The organism is Massilia agilis (assembly GCF_024756255.1).
Taxonomy (GTDB): Bacteria; Pseudomonadota; Gammaproteobacteria; order Burkholderiales; family Burkholderiaceae_D; genus Telluria; species Telluria agilis.
Genome location: NZ_JANUHB010000002.1, coordinates 812,569 through 839,098, shown reverse-complemented (window position 1 = coordinate 839,098; position 26,530 = coordinate 812,569). Strand labels below are relative to the sequence as shown.

The following is a 26,530-nucleotide window of genomic DNA, read 5'->3' as shown; positions in this document are numbered from 1 at the left end:
CGCGCATTTTCCTTACATCGCTTTCCAGCTTGCCTGATTGCTTTGCTTAAACGGGGCTGACAAGATCGGCCGCGCCAATGCTGGGCAGCTCCCATGTTTACATTTCCACCTATCCCATGCTGAAAAACTTCTCGATTCGATCGCGGCTGGTCTTCCTGATCGCCTTCCTCGCCGCCGAACTGATCGTTGGTGCGGTCATCGGTATTTACAACCTGGGCTCGGCCAACGGCTCGATGACCTCCATGTATGCCAACCGGCTGGTCCCGCTGGGCCAGCTCGACCGCATCGTGCGCATGCTGACCATCAACCAGCTGAACGTGGCCAAGGCGATCTCGTCGGACGGGGTGGACGTGGACGCGCTGATGAACGAGGTGGACAGCAACATCGTCGAAATCGGGAAGGTCTGGGCCCAGTTCGCCGCCACCGAGATGACGCCCGAGGAAAAGGCGCTGGCCGACAAATTCATCGCGGCGCGCACCGCGTTCGTCAAGGAAGGGCTCAAGCCGGCGGTGGACGCCGTGCGCGCCCGCAACATCGCCGAGGCGGCCGAGCTGGTGCACAAGCGCATGCCGGCCCTGTTCGCGCCGGTGCGCCAGGACATCAACGACCTGATCCAGCTGCAGCTGGACGTGGCCAGCGCCAACCGCGCCCACTCGCAGTCCACCTACCAGCTGGTGCGCGTGGTGTGCATCAGCGGCCTGCTGCTGGGACTGGTCATGGCCGCCGTCATCGGGGTGATCCTGATCCGGGGCATCGTCAATCCGCTGAACGAAGCCGTACGCATTGCCGACAGCGTGGCGGCCGGCGACCTGACCGAGCGCATCGAGGTCACGTCGAAGGACGAAACCGGGCGCCTGATGCAGGCCCTGAAGGACATGAACGAAGGCCTGGCGACGATCGTCGGCCAGGTGCGCTCCGGCACCGACACCATCGCCACCGCCGCCGGGCAGATTGCGGCCGGCAACGTGGACCTGTCGGCGCGCACCGAACACCAGGCCAGCTCGCTGGAGGAAACCGCGTCCTCGATGGAGGAGCTGACCTCGACCGTGAAGCAGAACGCCGAAAACGCGCGCCAGGCCAACGTGCTGGCCGTGTCGGCCTCGGAGGTCGCCGGCAAGGGCGGGGCGGTGGTCGCCGAGGTGGTGCAGACGATGGGCGCGATCAACGAATCGGCGCGGCAGATCGTGGACATCATCGCCGTCATCGACGGTATTGCCTTCCAGACCAATATCCTGGCGCTGAACGCCGCCGTCGAGGCCGCCCGCGCCGGCGAGCAGGGGCGCGGCTTTGCCGTCGTCGCCGGCGAGGTGCGCAGCCTGGCCCAGCGCAGCGCCGCCGCGGCCAAGGAAATCAAGGCGCTGATCGACGATTCGGTGGACAAGATCCGCGCCGGCTCGACCCTGGTGGACCAGGCCGGCTCCACCATGGCCGACATCGTCCAGGGCGTCAGCCGCGTAACCGACATCATGGCCGAGATCAGCGCCGCCAGCCAGGAGCAGACTGCCGGCATCGAGCAGGTGAACAAGGCGATCTCGCAGATGGACCAGGCCACCCAGCAGAATGCCGCGCTGGTCGAGCAGGCCACGGCGGCGGCCCAGGCCTTGCGCGACGAGTCGGACCGGCTGGCGCGGGCGGTGGACACCTTCCGCCTGCAGGCCGCGGGCGGGCAGGGGCGCGCGCCGCTGGCCGTCGGTGCGCGCACCCCCGCCCGGGCACTGCCCGCCGCGAGCTACTGAGTTGCCTGGGTGCACAGCGTTTCCTTGCTGCGCATCAAGTTTGGCGATAAAACCGTCGCGGTGTGTGCACAGCACAACGAATTCGTGAAATTCTGTGGCCAAGTCTTCACTTTGTTTCCACGGGTCATCCGTTATTCCTATAATCGTTCGGATTGCATTGCGGTAACGGAAATTCAACCCAACAGGAAAAGAGCAGCAGATGTTCAAGAACCTCACGATCAAGACCCGGCTCATCTTCGTCATTGTTCTGCTCGGACTCGAGCTGATCGTGGGCGCCGTGGTCGGCCTGGTCAGCCTCGGCCATGCCAATGGCGACATGACCTCGATGTACAACGATCGCCTGGTGTGCCTGGGTCAGCTCGACCGCATCATCCGTGCCTTCAACCTGAACCAGCTGGCGGTGGCCAAGTCCGTCACCGCCGACGCCAAGGACGTGCCGAACCTGCTGGCTGAGATCGAGCACAACCGCGCCGTCATCGACGAGCAGTGGAAGGCCTACATGGCGACCAAGCTGACGCCGGAAGAGGCGCAGATCGCCGACCGCTTTGCCAAGGCGCGCGCGCAGTTCCTCGAGACCGCCCTGAACCCGGCCGTGGCCGCAGTGCGTGCCGGCGACATGCAGGCCGCCACCGCCCTGATCCAGGGCAAGGTGGACCAGCAGTTCCAGGCCATCCGCAAGGAAATCAATGCGCTGATCAAGTTGCAGATGGACGAGGCCGAGAAGCTCAACGAAAACTCGCGCTCGATGTATGAACTGGTGCGCGTGGTGTGCCTGACCGGCATGGCCTTTGGCCTGGTGCTGGCCGGCGTGGTCGGCGCCATGCTGATCCGCGGCATCGTCAACCCGCTGGAAGAAGCCGTGCGCATCGCCCACGCGGTGGCGGCCGGCGACCTGACCCAGGACATCGACGTCCGCTCCAAGGACGAGACCGGCCGCCTGATGCAGGCGCTCAAGGACATGAACGAAGGGCTGGTCAAGATCGTCGGCCACGTGCGCGGCGGCACCGATACCATTGCCACCGCCGCCGGCCAGATCGCCGCCGGCAACCTGGACCTGTCCTCGCGCACCGAGCAGCAGGCCAGCTCGCTGGAAGAGACCGCCTCGTCGATGGAAGAACTGACCTCGACCGTGAAGCAGAACGCCGAGAACGCGCGCCAGGCCAACGTGCTGGCGGTGTCGGCCTCGGAAGTGGCGGGCAAGGGCGGGGCCGTGGTGTCGGAGGTGGTCGAGACCATGGGCGCGATCAACGAGTCGGCCAAGAAGATCGTGGACATCATCGCCGTCATCGACGGCATCGCCTTCCAGACCAACATCCTGGCACTGAACGCGGCGGTCGAGGCGGCCCGTGCGGGCGAGCAGGGCCGCGGCTTCGCGGTGGTCGCTGGCGAGGTGCGCAACCTGGCCCAGCGCAGCGCCGCCGCGGCCAAGGAAATCAAGATGCTGATCGACGACTCGGTGGACAAGGTGCGCACCGGCTCGATGCTGGTGGACCAGGCCGGCGCCACCATGGCCGAGATCGTGCAGAGCGTCAGCCGCGTGACCGACATCATGGCCGAGATCACGGCCGCCAGCCAGGAACAGACCTCGGGCATCGAGCAGGTGAACCAGGCGATCGTCCAGATGGACCAGGCGACCTCGCAGAACGCCGCGCTGGTCGAGGAAGCGTCGGCCGCCGCCCAGTCGCTGCAGGAAGAGGCGGACCGCCTCGCGCGCGCCGTGGGCACCTTCCAGCTGCACGCGTCGCTGGCGCAGGCGCCGGCGGCAAGCAGCCGCCCGGCAGCGACCAGCACGGCGCTGGTGCCGGTGGCGCGCGCCGCCAAGCCGGCCGCAAAACCTGCCGCACAAGCTGCACAGGCCGCCCGCCCGGCGGCACGCAAGCCGGCCTCGGTCCCGGCCGGCGAGGATGACTGGGAAGAGTTCTGATCCCCGGTTTGTTTCGCGCCCGCGCTTGATCGAGCGCAGTGTCCCGCACCGTGCGGGAGCGAGCATGTAGCTTGTTCCTGCGGTCGGGGGGCACCCATGAAGGACTCTGCCACGCCCCGTGCGCATCGCCGCCCGGCCTTGCTCCGGCTGGCGTGTGCCGCACAGCTGTTCACCATCCTGCTGGCGCCTGCCTGGGCCCAGCATTCCCCGGGCCACGGGGGTAACCCCGGTGCGCACGGTGGCGCGCCCGGCTGGCATGGTGGCGGCCACGGCCCGGGTCCGGCGTGGCACGGCGACATCCGCCACTTCAACGATCATGACCGCCATGTGTGGAGCGGCGGGCACTGGTACCACGGCCCGCACTCCGGCCACGACGGCTGGTGGTGGGTGGTCGGCGGCACCTGGTACCCCTATGGCGTGCCGGTCTATCCCTATCCCAATCCCTACATTCCCCCGCTGCTGGTGCCAAGCCCGCCTCCGGGCGTGGCGGCCGTGCCCCAGTTCTGGTATTTCTGCCCGGGCACCGGCGCCTACTACCCCTACATCGCATCCTGCCCCGGCGGCTGGGTGCAGGTTCCGGCACAGGTTCGTTGAGCGCCACAGCCCGCGAACTCGGGCGCCGCATCCGGGGTCTGATGATGCAGAACGGCCGGGTTGGCGCATGCCTGCCCGGCCGGCAAATGCCGGGCGCCAGGCGTTTCCGCTGCCTTGTTCAGGGTGACAGTTGAGTGTAAGATCTCTGGATTAAATTCATCAAACGATGAAAAAGTGGAGGTTCGAATGGATTTGTCTGGAAAGGTAATCGTCGTCACTGGTGGCGCGCAAGGCATTGGCCTGGCCATCGCCCAGCGCTGCGCGGCAAGCGGCGCGCATGTGGCGATCTGGGACTTGCGCGAGGATGCGGTCACGGCCGCCATCGACACCGTGCGCAGCGATGCGCCGCAGGCGAAGGTGGCCGGGTTCACGGTCAACGTGGCCGACATGGATGCCGTGCGCGAAGCGGCCGCGGGTACCCTGGGCGCGTTCGGCCGCATCGACGGCCTGGTCAACAACGCCGGCATCGTGGCCGACGCCCAGCTCACCAAGATGAGCGAAGAGCAGTGGGACCGGGTGATCGACGTGAACCTGAAAGGCGTGTTCAACTGCACCCGCACGACGGTGGATGCGCTCATTGCGAGCGCCGGCGCGATCGTCAACATCTCGTCGATCGTGGGCCTGTCGGGCAATTTCGGGCAAACCAACTACGCTGCGGCCAAGGCCGGCGTGCTGGGCATGACCAGAACCTGGTCGCGTGAGCTGGGCCGCAAGGGCGTGCGCTGCAACGCCGTGTGCCCGGGTTTCATCAGCACCGCCATCATCAAGGACGTGCCGCAGCACGTCATGGACGAGATGGTGCAGAAGGTCCCGCAAAAACGCCTGGGCAAGCCGGGCGAAATCGCGTCGGCGGTGGTGTTCCTGCTGTCCGACGAAGCCAGCTACGTCAACGGCGCCACGCTGGAAGTGACGGGCGGCCTGACGATCTGAGGCTGGCGGTAATCGGTTTGGTAGGGTGGGCAGATTCTGCCCACGCGTTCAACCAGCTTGAGCCGATCGCGGCGTCAGTCAAAGCCGCCTGAACGCGTGGGCAGACAAGCTGCCCACCCTACGATCCTGCGTCAGTGCGCCAGGAAGTCCAGCACCATGCGGTTGAATGCGTCCGCGTGCTCCCATTGGGCCCAGTGCCCGCAGCGGCTGAAGATATGCAGCTGCGCGTTCGGGATGCCGGCGATCAGGCGCAGCCCGGTATCCATCGGCACGAAACGGTCATCGCGCCCCCAGATCACCAGCGTCTGTGCGCTGATTTCGCCCAGGCGCGCGCTGTAGTCGGTGAACTGCTTCGGATTGGCCGCAAGGCTTTTCACGAAGTTCTCCAGGTGGTCGCGGCGCGCCAGGATATTGTCCAGGCGCTGCTGCATCAGGTCGTCCGTGATCGCGCTGGCGTCGTGCACGAACACATTCATCAGCCGTTTCAGGTTCTCGATGGTCGGTTCGCGATACACGCCATTGAGCTGCTTGATGCCTTCGGTGGGCATCGGCGCGTACAGGCTGGCGCCGCTGGTGCCGCCACCCATCAGCACCAGCTTGCCGATCCGGTCCGGATGCGCGAGCGCGAACGCGACCGCGCTGTGGGCGCCCATCGAGTTACCGAGGATGTGCACGCGCCCAAGGTCCAGCGCATCGACCAGGCCCTTGAGGATGCTCGCATTCAGCTCCGAACGCGAGCCGGTGTTGACGATCGAGTCGCTCTTGCCCCAGCCCGGGCAATCCATCAGGATGACCCGGTAGCCGGCGCCGACCAGCGGCTCGATATTGCGGTGGAAGTTGGCCCAGCCGGTCGCGCCCGGGCCGGAGCCGTGCAGCATCACGACCGTCTCGGCGCCGCTGCCGACATCGTTGTAGTGGATGTTCAACTCCACGTCGCCGTGCTTGATGCGCGCGAGCTTGCTGGTCGATGCCTCGCTCAACGTGATTGCGTTTGCCGCCATCTTGGTGTTCCTTTCTGCGTTAATGCCGGCACTGGGCCGACGTGATTCATGCGCCCTGCGATGCGCGCTGCTTGAGCATGTCCAGGGCCACGTCCACGATCATGTCTTCCTGCCCGCCGACCATGCGCCGCTTGCCCAGCTCGACCAGGATGTCGAAGGCGGGCAGGCCGTACTTGGCGGCCGCCGTTTCGGAGTGGCGCAGGAAGCTCGAATACACGCCCGCGTAGCCCAACGCCAGCGTTTCGCGGTCCACGCGCACCGGGCGCTCCTGGATCGGGCGCACGATGTCTTCAGCGGCGTCGATCAGCTTCTTCACGTCGCAGCCGTGGTTCAGGCCCATGCGGTCGACCGCGGCGATGAACACCTCCAGCGGCGCATTGCCGGCGCCGGCGCCCATGCCGGTCAGGCTGGCGTCGATGCGGTCGCAGCCGTTTTCGATCGCGACGATCGAGTTGGCCACGCCCAGCGACAGGTTGTGGTGCGCGTGCATGCCGGTGTGGGTTTCGGGCTTGAGCACGTCCTTGAACGCCTTGAAGCGGTCGGCGATGTCATACATGTTCATCGCCCCGCCCGAGTCGACCACGTAGACCGTGGTGGCGCCGTAGCTTTCCATCTTCTTGGCTTCCTGCGCCAGGTTCTGCGGCGTGGTCATGTGGCTCATCATCAGGAAGCCCACCGTGTCCATGCCCAGTTCGCGCGCATATTCGATGTGCTGCCTGGAGATGTCGGCCTCGGTGCAGTGGGTGGCCACGCGCACCACGCGCGCGCCGGCGTCGTAGGCGTTCTTCAGGTCGTGGATGGTGCCGATGCCCGGCAACAGCAGGGTGGCGACCTTGGCGTGCTTGAGCACCCCGGCCACCGCTTCGATCCACTCCAGGTCGGTGTGGGCGCCAAAGCCGTAGTTGAAGCTCGAGCCCTGCAGCCCGTCGCCGTGCGCGACCTCGATGCTGTCCACCCGGGCTTCATCGAGCGCCCTGGCGATTTGCACCGCCTGCTCCAGCGAATACTGGTGGCGGATCGCGTGCATCCCGTCACGCAGGGTGACGTCGGAAATGTAGATCTTCTTGGACTTGTCAAACATGTGCTTCTCCTTACGCGACGAGGTGCCGCTCGGCCATGCGCTCGGCGGTCTTGAGGGCGGCGCTGGTCATGATGTCGAGGTTGCCGGCGTACGCAGGCAGGTAGTGGGCCGCGCCTTCCACTTCCAGGAAGACCGAGACCTTCAGGCCCGCCTGGCGGCCGACGCCCGGCAGGTTGGGGGCAAGCTCGATGCGGTCGAACTGCACTTCCTGCTTCAGGCGGTAGCCGGGAACGTATTCCTGCACGGCGGCGGCCATGTCCTGCACCGACTTGCGGATCGCGTCCTGGTCGGCATCGAGCTCGGTCATGCAGTACACGGTGTCGCGCATGATCAGCGGCGGCTCGGCGGGGTTCAGGATGATGATGGCCTTGCCCTTTTGCGCGCCGCCCACCTGCTCGATGGCCTTGGAGGTGGTCTCGGTGAATTCGTCGATGTTGGCGCGGGTGCCCGGACCGGCGCTCTTGCTGGAGATCGAAGCGATGATTTCGCCGTAATACACCTTGGCCACGCGCGAGACCGCGGCCACCATCGGGATCGTGGCCTGGCCGCCGCAGGTGACCATGTTCACGTTGCCCGCGTCCAGGTGCGCCTCGCCGTTCACCACCGGCACGCAGTACGGGCCGATCGCGGCCGGGGTCAGGTCGACCATGCGGATGCCTGGCTTGAGTGCGCGCAGCACGGCGTCGTTCTTCACCTGGGCCGAGGCCGAGGTGGCATCGAACACGATGTCGATGTCGGCAAATTGCGGCAGCCGCGTCAGGCCGTCCACGCCCTCGTGGGTCACCGCCACGCCCATGCGCGCGGCGCGCGCCAGGCCGTCGGATTTGGGGTCGATGCCCACCATCGCCCCCATCTCGATATGCCTGCCGTGACGCAGGATCTTGATCATCAGGTCGGTGCCGATGTTACCGCTGCCGATGATGGCAGCCTTGAGTTTCTTGCTCATGTATGACTCCTTATTCTGAAAACACGGCGCGCACGCTGCCCAGTCCGGCGATGTGGGCGGTGAAGGTGCCCGGCGCGGTCACGGCCACCATCGGGCCGAGCGCACCGGTCATCAAGACGTCGCCGGCGCGCAGGGGCGTGCCCATCTTGACCATCATGTCGGCCAGCCACACGGCGGCATTGAGCGGGTTGCCCAGGCAGGCCGCACCGCTGCCTTGCGAGACCAGCTCGCCGTCGTGCGACAGGGTCATGGCGGCGCCCGGCAGGTCCAGCCCGGCCAGCGGCACCGGCCGGCTGCCGAGCACGAACATGGCGCTCGAGGCGTTGTCGGCGACCGTATCGACGAAGCGGATGTCCCAGTCCTGGATGCGGCTGTCCACCACCTCGATCGCCGCCAGTGCGTAGTCGGTCGCGCCGATGATGTCGGCAAAGGTGTGCTGCGCTTGCGTCAGGTCGTGCTTGAGTACGAGCGCGATCTCGGCCTCCACCTTCGGCTGGATCAGGCGCGACAGCGGCATCGGCTGGCCGTCGCCATAGGCCATGTTGGCAAACAGCGCGCCAAAATCGGGCTGGTCGACGCCGAGCTGCTTTTGCACCGCGAGCGAGGTCAGGCCGATCTTGCGGCCGACGATGCGCTCGCCCTGCGCGCGGCGCGCCTCGACGTTCGCCTGCTGCACGGCATAGGCCAGCGCCATGTCGTCCTGCGCGATGTCGCCGCGCACCGGCGGCACCGGCTGGCGCGTGCATTCGGCGTTGCGCAGCCTGCTCGCCAGGCTGGGTATGAGTTGTCCGGACATGAGTTTCCTTCCTTGATGTGATTACGCCGCCGCGACGGGCGCGGCGTGCATGGCGCCGAAGCCCGCGATCCATTCGGGAATCGGGCGATAAAAGTCGTTGGTCGCGCGGTAGGGGCCATAGGCGGACAGGGCGCCGAACGCGGCCACCCAAGCGCGGATCTCATGCGCCGACCTTCCGCCGTCGCGCGTGATCGCGTCGTTGGTCATGCCATCGACGGCCAGCAGTTCCGAGGCCATTTTGTCCATGAACGCCAGGTCCCACTCGGGGTTCAGCGGATGCAGTCCGCTGTCGCCAGCCGTGAAGGACTTGGCCGCGGCGAGCGTGCGCGCCTGGCGCGCGGCGCGGCCTTCGGGTGTCGGGTTGCGCCCGGCGATCAGGCGCTGGGCCACTTCGTCGCTGGCGCCGGCCAAAAGCGGCACCGGCGGCTCGTGCGAAATGCCGCCCGATCCGATCACCAGCACGCGCTTGCCGGTACGCTCCAAAAAGCGGCCGATGGCTTCGCCCAGCAGGCGGGCGCGGCGCAGCGTCGCCATCGGCGGCGCCACGGAATTGATGAATACGGGGATCACCGGGAAGCGGTCGAGCCCGCCGGTGAGTACTTCGAGCGCCTGCGCGCAGCCATGGTCGACCTGCATGCGGTAGGACAGGGCGACGTCGATGTCGGCTGCCAGCACGCTTTCGGCCATGTCCCTGGCCAGCGCGCCCGGCACCGGCAGCGGCCCGGCCAGGCTCTTGTAATCGCCAATCGAATCGGCTGCCGCGCCGATGCAAAACGGCGGCATCAGGTCGTAGAAGAAGCCGTTGTAATGGTCGGGCGCAAACACCACCACCAGCTCGGGGTCGTAGGCGAGCACGCGTTCGCGCGCGGCGGCCTGCACGCGCTCGACCTCGTTCAGTACGTCCGGCGCGGGATCGAAATAGCCCTGCAGCGGGGTGTGGGACAGGCATTCAAGACGAATTGGCATATCGGTACTCGGTGAATTCTTGGTGCGTGCCGCCGCGCCGGGAACAGACCCGGCGCGCGGCAGATACAGGGCCGCCCGAACCAATCGGGCAGCCCGGGGCCGTCATCAGCGGCCGGCCGACTCCAGGCGGGTCAGCGACACGTCGCTCGGCTTGGCGTCGAAGTTGGTGCGCCAGGTCGCCACGTCGATCAGCGAGATCGTGGCGTGGTTGCGCTGGAAGTCGATCACGTCGGCCGAGACGGTGCGGATGTCGCCGGCCTTGGTGTTGACGTAGGAGTGGATGTCCATGAACTTCCAGAACTCGCCCTTGCGGTTGTACGCCTCGACGTAGTGCACGCGCGGGTACTCGGTCTCGACGTACAGCACCTTCTTGCTGTACGGGTGCTGCGCCGGGGTCGCGACCTCGAGCACGTACACTTCACGCGGCTCGTACGAGTCGTTCAGGTTCCAGTACGGCGCCGAATGATCCAGCGTCGGGTACTTCTGCGCGGGCGACGAGGCCTTCTGGTTCCACACATCGAGCTTGCTGTTGGCCGCGGCCAGCACCCAGCGCTTGGACAGCAGCTTGTAGCCCGGATACCAGCACGGGCGCGCGTTGAAGCCGTCCAGGTCGTCCTGCAGCTGGTCGGACGAGCCCACCGGGTCCATCCAGGCGCCGCCGGACAAGCGGCGGGTGCGGCGCACGGCGGGCACGTAGGCCCACACGTCCGGCACCTTGGCCGCGTCGTACATCACGGTGAAGGTGCCGATGCCCTTGACCTCGGATGGCGCCTTGAAGAACAGCAGCTGGCGCGCGCTCTCGTCGTCGCTGCCCAGGGTGGAGGCGCCTCCGGTCAGGCGTCCTTTCATGTTCATGCGGGTGAATTCGGCCACCAGTTCGGCGTGGATGCCGCTCTTGCCGTCGATGAGCACCTGGGTGAAGTTCGGCACCGAGGACACGTCGCCCAGCAGCGAGCCGATGCCCAGGTTCCAGGCGATCTTCTTGCCTGCTTCCGGGTCTTTCATGTCGATGGTGGGGAAGGGCGCGCCGGCCTTCCAGCCATCGACCTTGCACGATGCGTCGTTGATCTTGGTCTTGCCTTCGTTGGCCTTGCTGGCCTTGACCCAGTTCTGGTCGAGCGGCACCTTCTTCGAGTGCGCCAGGGTGAGCTTCCAGCCGCTGTTGCGGATGCGCCATTCCATCTTTTCGGTCAGCATGCTGCCGATGGTGTGGCCTTCGAAGGTGGCGTTCTTCACCTGGTCGAGGTTGGCGGCGGAGATCACCGTGCCTTCGGCGAGGTCGGCGGCGATGGCCGGCAGGCAGGATGCGCCGAACAGCGCGGCCACCATGCAGGAGTAGAGTGTCGTAGCTTTCATGATTGGTCCCGGGGTGCGATGGTTAGAAGAGATAGTTCAGGCTGGTGTAGACCTGGTCGCGGTTGTGCAGGTAGCCGAACAGCGTGGTGCGGTCGCTCAGGGGCACGGGGCCCTTGGCGTAGCGGCTGTCCCAGAAGCCGTCGTACTCGAGCTTCCAGCGCAGGTTCTTGTTCAGCTGGAAGGTGACGGACGGGATGTAGAAGCCGCCGCCATTGGTCACGTCCGAGCCGAGCACGAGCTGCGGGTGGATGCGGCCGTTGTCGTAGGAGAGGTCGAAGATGGTGGTGACCAGCGTGTTGTGGCGCTTGGCACGGCCGCCCCAGCCCACGCTGTAGAGCAGGTTCTCGTTGCGGTCGAAGTCCTGGATCCACTTGTCGAACACCTGCACCGAGAAGAACATCGGCTTCTCCGTGCCCAGCAGGTTCTGGGTGAACGCGAAGTTCTTGTCCATGCGCACCATCGAGGCGATCACGTTGCGCGTCTTCCAACCATCGAAGCCCGGCGCAATGTACTGGCTCATCAGCGAGGGCGTGGCGGCGGCGTAGTTGAACGGCGCGTCCTTGATGTAAGCCACTTCGGCGCTGAACACGGCGTCCGTCATGTCGGAGTAGCGGCTGGCGGTGGCGCCGAACACATTGACCATCGGATAGATGATCTCGCCGGCCGGGCCCAAGGTGGTCTTGCTGCCGATCGGCGCCGCGCCCGAGGGCATCACGCCGTCCATGAAGGTCGGCGACGCGTTCATGATCGGCATGTTGTAGAAGGTCCGCATGACCGACACCGAGTAGTTGGTGTCGCCCGCCATGCCGCTCCAGCGCACGCCGCCACTCTTGCTGTGGATGTTGGCCTTCGAGTTGTTCCAGCTGTACGGGTCGATATTGCGGAAGTCCACGCCGGCATAGGGCTGGCTCGACCAGCGGCCGCCATAGACGTCGATCTCGGTGCCGATGTCGCGCTTGCGGTCCCAGCCCGGGCGGAAGAAGGCCTCGATGCCGCCGTTCGCTTCCGGCACGTCGATGTTCGCCTTGATCGCGATGTTGCCCTTGCGCAGGTCTTCGTTGGCCGGCTCCAGGAAGCTGCGCCACACGTTGTCATAGCCTTGCGCCAGGTCGTTGGCAACGAAGAAGTCGGTCTCGCCCCAGACGATCTGCTGCTTGCCCACGCGCAGCTTGACGCGGTCGCTGGCGACGATGTCGGCGTACCACTCGCGCACGTCGACGTCGTTGTACAGGTCGGTCAGCCCCTTCTTGCGGTAGCTGTTCGCACCCATGCCCTCCAGGTGCTTCAGGAACGGCGAATTCCATTCGCGCGCGGCGCGCGCCTTGGCCACGAAGGTGAGGCCGTCGGCCGCCTTGAACTCCATGTTCAGGCGCAAGCTCGTGCGCGCCATGGACACCTTGCCCTTGTCGTTGTAGTCGGGCGTGTCCTGCCAGTTCTTGGCATTGATGGACACTTCCTCGCGCAGGTAACCGTCGAAATGGAAACGGTCGTCCCCGTTGTTGTCGCCGGCCAGCGCCAGCGGGCTGGCGGCGGCCATCACGGCGGTAGGAACGAGCGCGCGGAGCAGGCGGCCTCGGCGTGCCGGTTTGGTCTTGCGGTGCTTCATGTTGTCTCCCTTGAGGGCGTGGAAAAGAATCGGAAATCCCTGTTTTTTGTTTTGCCTGGAACTCAAGCAAGCTGTGGCTGCGCCGCCTTCGCTTCGGCTGGCTTGGCCGGGTCGCCGAAGATGAACTTCGGCCGCGTTACGTAGATCAGCGAAGGCATCACGAACAGTGCCGACATGGCCGACACCGACAGCCAGATGGCCATCAACAGTCCCATCTCTGCCTGGAAGCGCAGCGACGAGACCCACCACAGGAGCGTGCTCAGGATCAGTACGCTGGCGGTCACGATCACGCCCATGCCGGCCGAATGCAGGGCCTGGCTGATGGCGCGCTCGGGCGTACTGCCGATGGCGATTTCTTCCTTGACGCGGTCGGCGATGTAGAACGCGTAATCCACGCCCAGGCCGATGCCCAGCGCGGCCACCGGCACGGTATTGATGTTCATGCCGATGCCCTTCCACACCATGAAGGCGAAGGTCAGCATGTTGGAAATGATGACCGGCACCATGAACAGCATCCCGGCGATCGTCGAGCGGTACACGATGGTGCACAGCACCGCCAGCACCAGCAGCGCCAGCGCGATCGCTTCGATCTGGCTGGACAGGATGATCTCGTTGATGGCCGCCATGACGCCCACGGCGCCGCCGGCCAGCTGCCAGTGGCCTTCCTTGAGCGGGTTGGCCGCGATGAACTCCTTGATGCGCGCCACCGCGGTGCGGATCGTCTCGCCCTGGCGGTCGCGGAACATCAGGGTAACGGCGCCGTTGGCCGATGCCTTGTCCACGAAGCGGTCCATGTCGCCCGGCTCGGACACCGATTCGAGCATCGCCATCAGGCTGCCGTTGACGGCCGCGTTGTCCGACATTTCGAGGTAGTGCGGATTGCCCTCATGCAGGCTGGCATTGATCTGCGGGATCACGTCGGCGATCGACACCGAACCGCCGATCTCGGGCTGCACTTCCATGAAGCGCTGAAAGCGGTCCATCGACTGCAGCACTTCGTTGCTCTTGACCACGCCCGCCTTGCCGTCCTCGCCAATGACCACGAACATCCGGTCCACGCCCTCGAAGCGCGAGTTGATGGCCTTGGAATCCTGGTTGTACTTCGCGTGCGGCCACAGGATCGGCGAACCGGGATTGGCGTCGCCGATCTTCAGGTTCAGCGCGTAGATGCCGGCGCCGACCACGACCAGCAGGCTCACGCCCAGCACCGCATAGCGGGCGCGCGACAGGGTGATGCCCACCGCGAAGTCCAGCACCTTGCGCAGGACCGGCTGCAGGTTCAGCGGGTGCGCAAAGCCGCGCGGCTTGCGGATCCACGACAGCAGCACCGGGGTCAGGATCACGGCGCTCACCGTCAGGGTCGAGACCCACACCACCGACAGCACCGTGAGCTTTTGCAGCATCGGGATCGGGCTGAGCGCGACCACGGCCATGCAGGCGGCGTCCGCAATCACGCCCAGCATGCCGGGGCGGAACAGGTCGGCCAGTGCAACCCGCGCCGCAATGCGCGACAGCTCCGGTCCATCGACCTTGGCCTGCGTTTCCAGCTCGTCGTCGAAGCGGTTGACGATCTGCACCGAGTGCGACACGGCGCGCGAGGTGATGAGCATCGCCACCACGATCACCAGCGGCTCGAAATTGATGCCCAGGATCTGGCAGATGCCCAGCGCCCAGATCGCGCTCACCAGGCCGGCCAGCAAGGGCAGCAGCACGCCGCGCCAGGTGCGCAGCAGCACGAACAGCATGGCCAGCGTTACGCCCAGGGCGTAGAACACCAGGTGCAAGGTCTCGGGCAGGTAGTGGTTCACCCAGCCGAACAGGATCGGGTCACCCACCACGCGGATCTTCACCGAGCCGTCATCGACCTTGGCGATGAGCGCATTGATCTCCTTGAAGACGGTGGCGTAGTCCACTTTCTGGTCGATGAAGTCGACCGTGATCAGGGTTGCCTGCAGGTCCTTGGAAACGTAGGGGCCATACACCAGCGGGTTGCGCAGCACGGCCGCTTTCAGCTCGGCCATCTTGTCGGCCGTCTGCGGCACGTCCGGCCACATCACCGGCACGCTTTCGATGCCGCTGGTCGATGCGTGCACTTCCTTGAGCTTCTTCGATGCCAGCGAGGTGATCTGGAACTGGTTGACGGCCGAGACTTCGCGCAGGCCCAGGGTCAGGTCGCGTACCTTGCCCAGCACCGACTGCTGGAAGATGTCGCCCTTGTCCACCTCGAGCATGATGGTGACGATGTTCGAGCCGCCGAAGGTGTCCTTGAATTTCTCGTGGGTCTTCACGTACTCGTGCTTGGAGGGCAGCATGTCCTCGAACACGGTGCGGACCTGGATATGCAGGGCGAACCAGCTCAGGACCAGGGTACAGGCCAGCAGCAGGCCGACGACCAGCTTGCGTCTCTCGACGCAGAAATGCGCGATGCGTTCAATCATGGGAACAATCTCGAAAAATGGTGCGGGGATTCAGTTCGATGCCAGCGGGGTCCACTGGCGGCCGTCCCAGGTGCCCAGGTCGGCGCCGGCCAGCCAATAGCTGCGGCCGGCAGCCAGTACGCGGGTGTGCCAGGACAGCGCGTGCTCGCCCAGGACGCCTGCCTGCCATTGCAGGCCGTCGGCGCCGCTCGTGCCGCTGACCCAGCGGCCCATGGCGCCGGTGGCGAACCATTCGCTGCGCTCGGCGTTCCAAGTCACGTCGAGCAGGTGTTCGTGTGCCGGCACTTTGACGGTTGCCCAGCTGCGGCCGCCGTCGCCCGTGGTCAGCACGACGCCCTCGAGTCCAACCGCCACGCCGTTGCTTGCATCGCGAAAAGCCACCGCCATCAGCGAGCTTTGCACCGGCGGCTGTTCCTTTTCCCAGCTCTTGCCGTTGTCGCTGCTGCGCAGGATCTTGCCGAATTCGCCCACCACCACCAGCACGCCGCCGTCGAGGATGGCCACGTCGTTCCAGGCCACGTCTTCTTCTTCGCGCAGGCGCTGCCAGGTCTTGCCGTAATCCTGGGAGGACAGCAGCGCGCCCATCTCGCCCACCGCCACCGCCACGCCGTTGGCGCCGGCGCGCACCCGGTTGAGCTTGTTGGCGACCTGCGAGCGCGGGACGTTGTCCACGCGGCTCCAGTGCTTGCCGCCGTCTTCGGTGACCAGGATGACGTTGTCGTTGCCCACCGCCACAGCGTGCGCGGCGTCGAACGCGGCAATGTCCTGCAGCGACAGGCTGGCCGGGGTGGCCGGGCGGGCGATCTTGCGGTCCGGGCCGATGGCCAGGATCTTGCCGTTGGAGGCGGCGGCCAGCAGCGCGCCGTCCGCTCCGTGCGCAATGCCGTACACGCGGTCGCGCCGTTCCAGCGCCGGCGGCGTGACGCTGCTGCCCACGGCCTTGGGTTTGATGAACAGGCCGGCATAGAGCAGGCCGGCGATGATCATCCACGGCAGCGCCGACACAACGAGATTGGCCAGGCGTGCTGTTGCGCCCGTCCGGGCCGGGTTCTCCACGCGAAGACTGGAGGACTTGTTCATAAGGCGATCCACAAAGTTGACGTGCAAAAAAGGACTTCCAGAAAATCCATTGTCTCGACCCCGCTCCTGCGCGACTATCCAACCACTGCGTGCTTATCCTTTGCCTGCAACATTCATGGCCGCCGGCGTGCACGATCCGGATAAGGCGCTGCGCAAAAAAAGACGACGTGTCCGGGTCGTGCCCGCAGACGTCGTCAAACCCAGGAAAAATCTTCAGGGCGGGAGCAGGGCGCCGGCGTTACAAGCCCAGCTCGCTGCGCGGCCGTGTCAGCGTATCCACCAGCGCGTACATGATTTTTTTCGCGCAGGGAATCAGCTCGGGAATGTAGGTGGCGCCCATGCCGCCCAGGCCTTCGGCCACCGGCAGCGGCGCCCCTTGCGCCGGCCACGGCCAGCCCACGCGCGCCGTCGGCACACCCCAGCGGCGCAAGGCAGCGCCGTCGGTCTGGCCGCCCAGCCAGTCGGGCGTGCCGTGCGGCCGGCCCTCGATGTGTTCCCAGCCGCGCTTGCAGGACTGGATGATCCAGTTCTGCGGGTCGGTGGTGCCGCCGGGGACCGAGCCGTACATCTCCCAGTCCATGTCCAGCTCGGGACGGCGCGCCTTGAGCTCGGCCACGAAGGCCGCGAACTGCGCCTTCACCTCGGCCGGCGAGGTACGCGGGTTGACGCGCACGTCGAAGAACAATTCGGTCAGGAAGGACGGGAAGGCAGGGCGCTCGGGGTCGCCGCCGCGCACGCCGGCAATCCAGCCATGCGGCTTGACCACGCCCGAGGTGTTCTTCTCGGCATAGTCGATGATCCACTTTTCCAGTTCCGGGATGACGGTGGCGGTGGCGCCGACCGAGCTGCGGAAACCCGGCGTGTCGTGCGGCACGCCCGCGTAGCCCAGGGTGCCGTACACGCGCAGCTTGAACCAGGCCATGCCCGGCTCTTCGTGGTACACCCAGTTCCACGGCTTCATGATGATGGCAAAGTCGGGGTACATGCCGCGGTTGAGCAGGTGCAGCACGCCGCCGGACATGCCGGCGTGCTGGCGTGCGCCGATGTCCACCGGCATGCCGCCATCGGCCAGGCCCATCAGCAGGTCGCCGCGCAGCGGCACCTGCGCTTCGATCAGCGCGGTGGCCACTTCGGTCAGCGTGGCGATCATGCCCTTGGGGTTGCTCGCGCCCAGGCCGAACACCCAGTCCTCGACCTGCGCCGCGCGCGGCTGCATGTCGGCCTCGGTGGCCGGGCCGGTAAGCAGTTCGCGCTCCTCGGGCGTGCAATCCAGGTGCGTGTCGATCGGCGCATACAGCATTACCGAGGCGCCGCCGCCGCTGCCGCGGTACTGGGCCTTGACGTTGCCGCTGATGTCGGTCAGCGGCTGGTAGCTGGCGTCGAAGCCGACCTTGCCCAGGTGCGCGGTCATGAACTCGCTGGCCGCACGCGTGGCGCCGGTCGGGCTGTGGATGTTGGTCAGCTCGAACAGCAGCTGCTGCAGGCGCTTGGGGTCGATCCGCGCGCAGGCCGCTGCATACCATTGCTGCTGCTGGGCGGAGAGCGGGGCGGGGGTGGTAGCGGGAAGCATGGGTGGTTCCTTGTGTGCTCTTAATTGCTCGGCGTGAATTGTTCGCTGAAGATGTTGCCCGGATTGGCGCCCAGCTCGATCAGGCGACGGGTCGCGGCGTCGATCATCACTTGCGGGCCGCACAGGTAGGCCACGGTGTCGGGGTGCACGTCGCCTTCGCGCAGGGCACTGACTGGATTGCCGTGATGCATGCCTTCCTGCGGATCGCGGTCCACGCAGATGCGCGTGTCGAGCGTCGGCAGCCATTGCTTGCGCAGCGCGATCTCTTCCAGGCTGAACAGGGCGTCGGGCGTGGCGCAGCCGAAGCTGAGCAACATGGAAGGCTTGCGCCCGCCGTACTGGCGCAGGGTGTCGATCATCGACAGGATCGGCGCCAGGCCGGTGCCGCCTGCCACGAAAATGTGCGGCGCGCGCTTGTGTTCTTCGCGCAGGAAGAATGAGCCGTAGGGCCCGCGCAGCTTGAGCACCTGGTCCGGCTCGGCCACCTTGGACAGGAAGTTGGACATCGCGCCATCGGGCAGGATGCGGATCAGGAACTCCATCTTCGGCAGGTCGGTCGCCACGCTCGACGGCGAATAGCTGCGCAGCACGCCCAGGCCCGGCACTTCGATCTGCATGAACTGGCCGGGACGGAAGTCCATCCATTCGCCCTCGGCCAGCTCCACCGTCAGGCGCACCACATTGCTGGCGATCTGCTCGACCGAATCGATGAAGGCGTGGACATCGTGGGCGACGATGGCGCCGGCTTCGCTGCTGTAGGCCAGGTCGAAGCTGCAATCGGAGCCGGCTTCGCACACGCACAACAGGCGCGTGCCGGCCGCCACTTCGCTGGCCAGCAGGGTCGAGCTGGCGCCGGCGCGGGTGTGGGCGTCGCCGCAGGCCAGCGTGGCGGTGCAGGTCGAGCAGCTGCCGGACTGGCACTGGTACAGGACGGGAATCTCGGCGGCGATGGCGGCGTCAAGGATGAGCTCGCCGGACGCGACCTCAAAACTGCGGCTGACGCCATCGGCGTAGTTGAGGGTGATTTGGTGCATGTTCTTGCTCATGATGGTGATATTCAGATGCCGGGCGGATGCTGCTTGTGCCAGTCGCTGACACGCTGCACGGCCATGCCGGCGCGGCACAGGAGCGCTTCCGAGCCCTTTTTGCCGATGAATTGCGCGCCCAGGGGCAGGCCCGCCTGCGTGAAGCCGCAAGGCAGGCTCAGGCAGGGGTGGCCACTGACGTTGAACGGCGAGGTGAACTGGATCAGGCGGCGGTTCGCTTCCGGGTCCAGCGCCAGGCCGGCCAGCTGCCCGTAGGTGGGCGCCGCATACGGCTGCACCGGCGCGAGCACCAGGTCGACCTGGTCGAGCAGGGCGTCCACTTCGCCGGTGAAGCGCTGCGCGGCCAGCAAAATGCGCTGGTACTCCAGGCCGCCCAGCGCCAGGCCGCCGTCGATCAGGCGGCTCAGTGCCGGGCCGTATTCGGCGGCGCGGCTCGGGTAGGTGGCCGCGTGCGCCACGGCGGTCTGCACGCCGCAGTGCTGTTCCCAGTTGGTGCTCACCGCGCGGGTATCGGGCATGCGCACGCTGTGCAGCACGCCGCCGCCTTGTTCGATGAAGGCCATGATCTGCTGCAGGCCACGCTGGATGGCCGGATCGACGCCGTCGCTGAGCCAGCTTTCGTCCACGCCCACGCGCAGGCCGGCGAAGCTTTCTTCGATGCCCGAGAACGTGGGAGCGGGGCCCGGCAGCGAGGTCGGGTCCAGCGGATCGTGGCCGGCGATCACGGAAAGGAGCGCAAACGCGTCCCTGGCGCTGCGCGCCATCGCGCCCACATGGTCAAGGCTGGCGGCCAGCTCGAACGCGCCGTGGCGGCTGACCCGGCCCCAGGTCGGCTTGATGCCGGTCAGGTTGTTGGCCGCGCTCGGAAAACGGATCGAGCCGCCGGTGTCGGTGCCCAGCGCGCCGTAGCACAGCCCGGCCGCGGCGGCCACGCCGCTGCCGCTGGACGAAGCGCCGGCCCAGTGATCGGCGCCCCACGGATTGCTGGGGGCCGGCAGGTCGGGGTGGTGGATGGCAAACGCGCCTTCGGTCATGCGCAGCTTGCCGAGGATGACCGCGCCGGCGTCCTTCAGGCGCTGAACCACGGTCGCGTCTTCGGGCGCGAGGTAGTCGCGGTAGATGGTGGTCCCGGCCGTGGTCGGCATGTCGCGGGTCCAGAACAGGTCCTTGACGCCGATCGGCACGCCGTGCAGCGGGCCGCGCCATTGGCCGCGTGCCAGTTCCGCTTCGGCCTGGCGCGCTTGCTCGATTGCCTGCTCGGCCGCGACCCAGGCATAGCTGTTGAGCGAACCGTCGAGCGCTGCGATGCGCGCCAGTTGCGCCTGCGCGACTTCAACGGGCGAGAGTTCGCCGCTGCGCATGCGTTGCGACAGCTCGGACATCTCCAGGTAGTGCAATTGGTTTTCCATGTTCACTCCATGCCGCGCAAGAAGCCGGCCAGGGACCGGCAGCGTTGCAGGGCAGCGAAAAAGGCCGCGCGCGGCGGCGCGGCCTTGTTTGTTGCTTACTCTTCGTCCGGGATCTTCGGGACTTTGTAGCCAGGACGCAGGCCGTCGGCCGTGTCCTTGAAGCGCAGGCTGGTGGTCTTGAGCGCACCGGCCACGCCACGGCCCGGCTTGGCAATGCCGCGGTTCCAGCGCGATGCGACCTTGCGCCAGGTGATCGGCGACACGTCGGTGGCCACCAGTTGCTCGTCATCCCAGCCGGTGCCGTCGGCGTAGAAGTTCTGCATCGCTTCGCGGGCGTACAGGTCGCAGTCGTTAAAGCCGTGCAGCGCCAGCGGCTTGTACACGCGGTCGAAGCGGTACTGGAACTTCTTGCGGTCGGCGTCGCTCGGGCAGACGCGCACCAGCACTTCCCAGTACTCGTGGGTGTCGTCGGTGATCGGCACGTACCACTCGTACTGCACCACATGCTCTTCCGGCCAGTTCTCGACCATCAGCACGCCTGGCAGCACGACCGAGGTGCGGTACGGGCGGCCCTTGGTGTTCTCGATCTTCAGGCCCAGCTGCTTGTTCTCCATGACCGGCGCCCACTTCTCGGTGAACAGCCACTGCACCAGGCCCTTCGGACCCTTTTCGTCCTCGACGGTGGCGATGCAATCGTCGGCGGTCGGCAGAATGCCCAGCGGCAGCACCCAGTCCATCGCGTGGATGATGGTGTTGTCCTTGTGCACCAGGATGTGCGCGTTGTCGAAACCGTTCTCGCAAGCGATGCGCCAGTTGCCGAAGCCGGTGCGGTGCATGCCCAGGGCCACGGCGTTTTCGTCCAGCACGCTCGGCGCGGCCGGCCACAGCGGGTGCGGGAAGCGCTCGCTGTTTTCCGGGAAGCGCACCGGCAGGTCTTCCGACAGCGGCGGCACGTCGGCGTCAGGGAAATCGTCTTCGCGCACGAACACGAAGATCATGCCCGCCACTTCCTGCACCGGGTAGGTGGTGATGCCGGTGGTGCCGACCAGCTTGTCGTTCGGGTTGGCGACGATGGTCGACAGCAGGCCCGATTCCAGGTTGAAGGTGAAGCCGTGGTACCAGCAGGAGATGGTTTCCTTGTCGAAGCACATCGGCTTTTCCGACAGGCGCACGCCGCGGTGCAGGCACTGGTCCTTCAGCGCGTAGATCTTGCCGTCCACGCGGCGCAGCACGATGGGAATGCCGCAGATCTGGATGCCCTCGACGTGGTCTTCCGGCAGCTCGTTGCTGAACAGCGCCGGATACCAGTGATTGATGAAGCCCCAGGCCGCATCCTTGTACGGCTGGTATTGGCTTTGGACTTTGCTGTTGTTGGTACGCTCTTCACTGATGCCGGTCTTGACGACGCGGCGACGCACTACGGGTTGATCTGCCATGATTGCCTCCAATCTCCTACGTATGGGAAAGATGCTTCGCACGATGCAAAGCAAGCGATCTGATGGTACGTAGCGGCAATGCCGCTGGCGCTCCCGTTGGTGAACCTTCTATCCCATCAATGCACAAAAACGGTGGCGCAGTTTTTCACGCGTTCGCGCGCGGCGATCAATGACAAAAGGGCTGGCCTGTTTGCACAGGGCCAGCCCTTCGAGGAGCCTGGATACGCGGGCAGGCAACGCGGCCCGCGGCGCCACTTCAAGCGGTCATGCCGCCATCCACCGACAAGGTCGTGCCGGTCACGTAGGCCGACCTGGGCGAGAGCAGGTACACCACCGCCTCGGCCACTTCCTGCGGCTGGCCGATGCGGCGCATGGGGATCATGTCGTCGAGCAGGTGCACGTCGCCGCCGGTCGAACGCATGTAGTTCGGTGTTTCGGTCGCGCCAGGGCACACCGCGTTGATGCGGATGTTCTGGCCCGCATATTCCTTGGCCACCGCTTTTGTCAGGCCGACCACCGCATGCTTGGCCGCCACGTAATGGGCGATGCCGTTCATGCCGCGCAAGCCGAAGATCGACGCATTGTTCACGATCGCGCCGCCGCCGGCGCGCAGCATTGCCTCGACCTGGTACTTGACGCCGTAATAGACACCTTTGAAGTTGAGATCGATGACCCATTCCGATTCCTCCACCGGCGTCTGGTCGATCGGCTTGAAGTCGGCGTGGCCGCCCGCGTTGTTGAAGGCGAAGTCGAGCCGGCCGAAACGCGATTCGATATACGCGACCAGCGCTTCATTGTCTTCGCGGCGCGCGGCGTCCATTACCCGGATGTCGGCCTTGCCGCCCGCGGCGGCGATCTCGTCGCGCACCACGGCCAGCTTGTCTTCGGTGCGGCCGGCGAGCACCACGGTGGCGCCTTGCGCGGCCAGGGCAATGGCAGCCGCGCGGCCCATGCCCGAGCCGCCGCCCGTGACCAGGCCGACCTTATCTTTCATCATCATGCTGCACTCCTTTGGAATGTGGCTGTCCGCGTTCAGGCCGGGCTCGTTTCCGGCTCTGCGAACTGCGCGATATGGCGCCTGAGGATGACGGGCGCGCCGCCATGGCGCTGCTTGCTGACCCAGGTCGACAAAGCCGAATCGAGATAGGTCGCGTGCTTGGGAAACCAGTCCGCGAGCGCGGCGGCAAGGCGCCGCACGTCGCGCAGGCCAACCTGGCCGGCCTTGGCCAGCTGGTTCACCTGCAGCACCGTGTCGAGCACCTTCTGGTGTTCGTCGAGGTGGCAATCCATCGACGGATACCCGGTCCGCTCCATCAACTCGCGCTCGGTGTTGAAGTGCGCAAGCAGGTGATCCTCGACCGCTTGCAGGCAGCCGAGGGCCGTGACGGCATTGCACCCGGCCAGCGCTTTCACGACCTGCACGAATTCCTCGTGCGCGTCGTCCATCGGTCCAAGGCCGAGCAGCAGTGCGTCGCTCCACTCGAGCTTGTCGGCGGCGTTCTCGTCGAAGCCTTCCTGGCGGCCGTGGGCGTGGTGGTGGGACATGGGCGGACTCCGGGTCGAAAAGGTGAACGGGCTAGCGTGCGGCGATGAGCACGGACAGCATCACCGCCGGCGTTTCGGTCCGGTTGCGCCACGCATGGCGCGTGCCGTTCTGGATCACGATGTCGCCGGCCTTCAGGTGACGCAGCTCGCCATCGTCCAGCTCGAGCCACAGCTCGCCGGACAGGATCACGTCGTAATCGACCGTCGGGGTGCGGTGGAAGCCGGAACCGTCGGGGTCGAAGGTTTCGGCAAGGCCCGGCAGGTACTGGGCATATTCCGCGCCGGCGGCAGCGCCGTCAAAGCCGGGCGTGGCCATCACGCTGTCGGGCGGGAACTGGACCACGATCACGCGTGTGCCGTGCGGCGCCGGCATCACCGATTCGATGCCCACCACCGGGTCGCGGCCGTCGAAGGGCAGGGTGGGCTCGGCATCGGTCGTAGCCCAGGCCAGCGTGGTTTGAAAGCCCGGGACTGCGGCATAGTCGTGGGTATTGGCCACCGGGCCGTCGGACACCACCACCGATTTGCCGTTGCGCTCGCCCGTTACGATACGTCTTACCATGTTCAGACTCCTTGTTGTTGGATGCGCGCTTACTGCACGATCACGACGTTGACAAACCCGCCCTTGCGCTGCTCGGCGTCGGCCAGCGCTTCGTTGGCTTGCTCGAGCGTGTAGCGGTGATGGTCGAACACGTTCAGGTCCAGCGTGCCGGCGGCGGCCATGTAGGCCAGGTCCTGGCCTTCGCCCACCGAGAACCAGAGCGAACCCAAGACACTGATCTGCGAGCACATCAGCTCGTGCAGGTTCAGCGGCAGCGGGTCGTTCATTGCGCCCACTTCGACCAGGCGGCCGCCACGGCGCAGCGCGCCGATGCAGTCGAGCGTGACCTGGTGCGGTGCGCCAGGGCCGATCGCGTCGAGCACTGCGTCCACGCCCACGCCGCCGGTCTCGCTGCGTACCCATTCGCCCAGGTCGCCGGAGCCGTGCGAGAAGACGCGGATACGCTCAGGATCGAGCGCGCGCACGCGTTCGAGCAGGTCGGCATTGCGCGCCACGCAGAAGATCTTGACCGCGCCCATTGCCCGCGCAATCTGCACCGCGCCCAGGCCCAGGGTACCGCTGGCGCCGCTGATCAACACGGTCTTGCCGGCCGCCACACCCGCCTTGCGCAAGCCGGAATACGCGGTGCCCAGGTAGCCGAAACGGGCTGCCTGCTCGAAGGTGACCGCGGGCGGCAGCTTGACCAGGCCGTCGGCCGGGGCGGTGGCGTACTGGCCAAAGCCGCCGTACGGGTACTGCTTGTAGATATCCTTGGAGCGCGGCCCGAAGCCGAAGTAGCCCTGGAAGGTGTAAGCGACGCAGTTGGTCGGCTCGCCCATGCGGCAGGCGTGGCACGAGCCGCAGGAGCGGCCCGGGTTGATGTACACGCGGTCGCCCGGCGCGATGCCGGTGACGGCGGCGCCCACTTCGGTCACCACGCCGGCGGTATCCAGGCCGTAGATCGCTGGCAGGTCCGGCACCGTGAGGTAGGAACGCTCGCCGTAGTTGCTCATCACATTGCGCAGGTTCGGCACCACGCCGGATGCCTTGACCTGGACCAGGACGTCGGTCGGGCGCAGCAGCGTGGGCAGCGGCAGCGTATCCATCTGGAAGCGGCCGCCAGGCTCGTGGATGCGCATTGCCTTCATCGTGTTCGGGGCATTCATGTCTGTCTCCTTGGTGTGATCGTCGGTTCGCGGTCCACGGCGTGGCCGGCGAACGGCTGTGTTGAACGTCGATCCTAGGGCACAGGGAACCCGGCTCACACTCCCGTGCGCGAAGCGCTTATCCCGGCAATGCAGGAAACGCCGCGCTGGTGGGCACGATGGGGATAACGCCGGGCGCACCGCGGGGGGCGGTGCGCTTCAAGGGCGGGACAGGGAAAGGAAGTGCTGCGCGGGCGCCGGCAAATGCCCGCTGGCGGTGCGCCAGCGGGAGGCGGCGGGTCAGGAACGCTGCAGCGTCTCGGACGGGGTTTCGCCGAAACGGCGTTTGTAGTCGGTCGTGAAGTGGCCGAGATGGCTGAAGCCCCAGCGGAATGCGACGGTGGTGACCGCGCCGCTGGAAGGGGGCGTACGCAGGAGTTCTTCGTGCACCCGGCGCAGGCGCACCTCCTTCAGGAAGTGCATGGGCGAGGTATTGCGAAAGCGCCGAAAGCCGGCAAACAGCGAGCGCGTGCTGACACCGGCGTATTCCGCCAGGTCGCCCACCGAGATCGGCTCGTGGGCATGCTCCTCGATGTACTGCTCGATGCGCTTGACGAAGGATGGCGCGATTGACTGGCCCTTGTCCTCGCACAGTTCGGCACTGTAGTTGTTCGGCTGGCAACTGAGCAGCATGCCGACGAAGGTGGTCTCGAACTGGGTGCTGAGCAGGGGCGAGAGCTTGTCCGAAGTGGACAGCACGTCGCACATCCATGCCAGCATCTTGACCATGTTGCGGCCGTCCGGCGTATCCAGGTCCATGACGGCGTTGAATTCGACATCCTTTTGCAAGGTGCGGCCCAGGTGCTGCTGGCACTGGCGCCGGACCACCTCGTTATCGACCCGGATGATGATCTTGTCGCCGCCAAAGTGGTGTATGCGCGTGCGGGCATGCGAGTTGAGCACCACGCCCTGGGTGGACTCGAACAAGGCGCGCTTGCCGTCGGACTCGATGAACTCGCGCCCGCTGATGGGCACCTGGACCAGCGAAAACGACTCCATCACGTCCGGGTCGATGACGGTCTCGCCGCCATAGGTCATGCGGCCCACGCCCAGGCTGTTGACGCGCCGGTAATTGACGCGCGTGTTGAACTTTGGGTCCTTGGAGTAGATCTTGTTACTGCAGAAAATGCGCTCGCCCACCGAGCGCGCCTCCTCGATGTCGGAGGTCTGACACAGGCCGTAGTCGGACAGAACGTTGTCCGCCGGCATGAGGGAGGGGAAAACACTGTGCGCCATAGTTGTCTCTTGGGTGATCAGGCATGGATCTCAGTTTCGGGCGCGCTGAAATACCAGGTTGACCACCCTGTGGGACAGGTGCAGGCAA

Annotated in this window: 22 protein-coding genes; 4 read left to right on the top strand and 18 right to left on the bottom strand. The window is 66.2% G+C overall.

Annotated features, from left to right (window positions below):
• The first annotated feature begins 116 nt into the window (after window positions 1-116).
• From NX774_RS10805 to fabG, 4 genes are all read left to right on the top strand, one after another.
• Window positions 117-1,736: a methyl-accepting chemotaxis protein gene (locus NX774_RS10805; RefSeq protein ID WP_258822176.1), complete on the top strand. Its 1,620-nt coding sequence runs from the start codon at window positions 117-119 to the stop codon at window positions 1,734-1,736.
• 199 nt (window positions 1,737-1,935) lie between these two features.
• Entirely contained in the window at window positions 1,936-3,660 is a 1,725-nt protein-coding gene (locus NX774_RS10800) for a methyl-accepting chemotaxis protein (protein WP_258822175.1), read from the top strand.
• Window positions 3,661-3,756: 96 nt separating this feature from the next.
• Entirely contained in the window at window positions 3,757-4,254 is a 498-nt protein-coding gene (locus tag NX774_RS10795; protein WP_258822174.1) for a hypothetical protein, read from the top strand.
• A 186-nt stretch (window positions 4,255-4,440) separates the two neighbouring features.
• Complete coding sequence (gene fabG / locus NX774_RS10790) at window positions 4,441-5,184, top strand: 3-oxoacyl-ACP reductase FabG (RefSeq protein ID WP_258822173.1); 744 nt, start codon at window positions 4,441-4,443, stop codon at window positions 5,182-5,184.
• 131 nt (window positions 5,185-5,315) lie between these two features.
• Here fabG and NX774_RS10785 read toward each other — a convergent pair whose 3' ends face one another.
• The 18 genes from NX774_RS10785 to NX774_RS10700 all read right to left on the bottom strand — a co-directional run bounded on the left by NX774_RS10785 (window position 5,316) and on the right by NX774_RS10700 (window position 26,442).
• On the bottom strand, window positions 5,316-6,185 hold the full coding sequence (locus NX774_RS10785) for an alpha/beta fold hydrolase (RefSeq protein ID WP_258822172.1): 870 nt from the start codon (window positions 6,183-6,185) through the stop codon (window positions 5,316-5,318).
• Window positions 6,186-6,231: 46 nt separating this feature from the next.
• Window positions 6,232-7,266, bottom strand: coding sequence for a 4-hydroxy-2-oxovalerate aldolase (dmpG, locus tag NX774_RS10780; RefSeq protein ID WP_258822171.1), 1,035 nt, complete (start codon window positions 7,264-7,266; stop codon window positions 6,232-6,234).
• Window positions 7,267-7,276: 10 nt separating this feature from the next.
• Window positions 7,277-8,212: an acetaldehyde dehydrogenase (acetylating) gene (locus tag NX774_RS10775; RefSeq protein WP_258822170.1), complete on the bottom strand. Its 936-nt coding sequence runs from the start codon at window positions 8,210-8,212 to the stop codon at window positions 7,277-7,279.
• 10 nt (window positions 8,213-8,222) lie between these two features.
• Window positions 8,223-9,008, bottom strand: coding sequence for a 2-keto-4-pentenoate hydratase (gene mhpD / locus NX774_RS10770; RefSeq protein ID WP_258822169.1), 786 nt, complete (start codon window positions 9,006-9,008; stop codon window positions 8,223-8,225).
• 21 nt (window positions 9,009-9,029) lie between these two features.
• Window positions 9,030-9,974, bottom strand: a complete 945-nt coding sequence (locus NX774_RS10765) for a 3-carboxyethylcatechol 2,3-dioxygenase (RefSeq protein ID WP_258822168.1) — start codon at window positions 9,972-9,974, stop codon at window positions 9,030-9,032.
• A gap of 105 nt (window positions 9,975-10,079) precedes the next feature.
• Window positions 10,080-11,330, bottom strand: coding sequence for a DUF1329 domain-containing protein (locus tag NX774_RS10760; RefSeq protein ID WP_258822167.1), 1,251 nt, complete (start codon window positions 11,328-11,330; stop codon window positions 10,080-10,082).
• A gap of 22 nt (window positions 11,331-11,352) precedes the next feature.
• Window positions 11,353-12,936: a DUF1302 family protein gene (locus NX774_RS10755; protein WP_258822166.1), complete on the bottom strand. Its 1,584-nt coding sequence runs from the start codon at window positions 12,934-12,936 to the stop codon at window positions 11,353-11,355.
• A 62-nt stretch (window positions 12,937-12,998) separates the two neighbouring features.
• On the bottom strand, window positions 12,999-15,374 hold the full coding sequence (locus tag NX774_RS10750) for an efflux RND transporter permease subunit (protein WP_258822165.1): 2,376 nt from the start codon (window positions 15,372-15,374) through the stop codon (window positions 12,999-13,001).
• Between the two features lie 30 nt (window positions 15,375-15,404).
• Complete coding sequence (locus NX774_RS10745) at window positions 15,405-16,454, bottom strand: WD40/YVTN/BNR-like repeat-containing protein (protein WP_258822164.1); 1,050 nt, start codon at window positions 16,452-16,454, stop codon at window positions 15,405-15,407.
• A 238-nt stretch (window positions 16,455-16,692) separates the two neighbouring features.
• Window positions 16,693-18,024, bottom strand: a complete 1,332-nt coding sequence (locus NX774_RS10740; RefSeq protein WP_258822163.1) for a M20 family metallopeptidase — start codon at window positions 18,022-18,024, stop codon at window positions 16,693-16,695.
• 20 nt (window positions 18,025-18,044) lie between these two features.
• A complete protein-coding gene (locus NX774_RS10735) occupies window positions 18,045-19,058 on the bottom strand; it encodes an FAD-binding oxidoreductase (protein WP_258822162.1) in 1,014 nt (337 codons plus the stop codon).
• Between the two features lie 23 nt (window positions 19,059-19,081).
• A complete protein-coding gene (locus tag NX774_RS10730; RefSeq protein WP_258822161.1) occupies window positions 19,082-20,479 on the bottom strand; it encodes an amidase in 1,398 nt (465 codons plus the stop codon).
• Window positions 20,480-20,574: 95 nt separating this feature from the next.
• On the bottom strand, window positions 20,575-21,915 hold the full coding sequence (locus tag NX774_RS10725) for a Rieske 2Fe-2S domain-containing protein (RefSeq protein ID WP_258822160.1): 1,341 nt from the start codon (window positions 21,913-21,915) through the stop codon (window positions 20,575-20,577).
• 256 nt (window positions 21,916-22,171) lie between these two features.
• Entirely contained in the window at window positions 22,172-22,915 is a 744-nt protein-coding gene (locus NX774_RS10720; RefSeq protein ID WP_258822159.1) for an SDR family NAD(P)-dependent oxidoreductase, read from the bottom strand.
• A 32-nt stretch (window positions 22,916-22,947) separates the two neighbouring features.
• Complete coding sequence (locus tag NX774_RS10715) at window positions 22,948-23,460, bottom strand: bacteriohemerythrin (RefSeq protein WP_258822158.1); 513 nt, start codon at window positions 23,458-23,460, stop codon at window positions 22,948-22,950.
• A 31-nt stretch (window positions 23,461-23,491) separates the two neighbouring features.
• Entirely contained in the window at window positions 23,492-24,022 is a 531-nt protein-coding gene (locus NX774_RS10710) for a cupin domain-containing protein (RefSeq protein ID WP_258822157.1), read from the bottom strand.
• 29 nt (window positions 24,023-24,051) lie between these two features.
• Complete coding sequence (locus NX774_RS10705; protein WP_258822156.1) at window positions 24,052-25,167, bottom strand: alcohol dehydrogenase catalytic domain-containing protein; 1,116 nt, start codon at window positions 25,165-25,167, stop codon at window positions 24,052-24,054.
• Window positions 25,168-25,446: 279 nt separating this feature from the next.
• Window positions 25,447-26,442 carry an AraC family transcriptional regulator gene (locus tag NX774_RS10700; protein ID WP_258822155.1) on the bottom strand — a complete coding sequence of 332 codons (996 nt, stop codon included), beginning with the start codon at window positions 26,440-26,442 and terminating at the stop codon, window positions 25,447-25,449.
• Between the last annotated feature and the right edge of the window lie 88 nt (window positions 26,443-26,530).